The organism is Allobosea sp. 05T438 (assembly GCF_056396025.1).
The window spans coordinates 1-736 of the sequence record NZ_JBFTKQ010000059.1 but is presented as its reverse complement, the minus strand read 5'-3'; the positions used below and the strand labels follow the sequence as shown (position 1 = coordinate 736).

Sequence of the window (736 nt, the reverse complement as noted above, 5' to 3'; positions counted from 1 at the left end):
AGGCGGATGGTGAGCTGGTTCTCGTCCGAGAGCTTCTGGATGACGGCGTAGTCGTCCGGGTAGTTCTGGAAGCCGCCGCCGGCATCGATCGCGCCGGTGACGCCGAGCCGGTTGAGCTCGCGCATGAAGTGGCGGGTCGAGTTGACCTGGTAGTCGAAGGGCAGCTTCGGCCCCTTGGCCAGCGTCGCATAGAGGATGGCGGCGTTCGGCCGTGCGAGCAGGAGCCCGGTCGGATTGCCGTTGGCGTCACGCGTGATCTCGCCGCCCGGCGGCTGTGGCGTGTCCTTGGTGTAGCCGACGGCCCGCAGAGCCGCGGCGTTGAGCAAGGCGCGATCATAGAGATGCAGGATGAAGACCGGGGTGTCCGGCGCGACGGCGTTGAGCTCCTCGATCGTCGGCAGCCGCTTCTCGGCGAACTGGTGCTCGGTGAAGCCGCCGACGACGCGCACCCATTGCGGCGGCGGCGTCACTGCGACCTGGCGCTTGAGCATGCTCATCGCATCGGCGAGCGAGCGCACCCCGTCCCAGCGCAGCTCCATGTTGAAGTTCAGCCCGCCGCGGATGATGTGCAGGTGGTTGTCGATCAAGCCCGGCAGCGCGCTGCGGCCCTTCAGGTCGATCACCTTCGTGTTCGGCCCGGCATGGGCCATCACCTCGGCCTGCCCGCCAACCGCCAGGAAGACGCCGTCCTTGACTGCGACCGCGCTCGCCGTCGGGTTGCCGCGATCGAGCGTGG

General features: G+C 68.3%; 1 protein-coding gene. It reads right to left on the bottom strand.

All coding sequences use genetic code 11. From position 1 onward, the window contains the following. On the bottom strand, nt 1-736 hold a 736-nt coding region (locus AC1DIN_RS29910), incomplete at both ends, for an amidohydrolase family protein (RefSeq protein WP_476812359.1).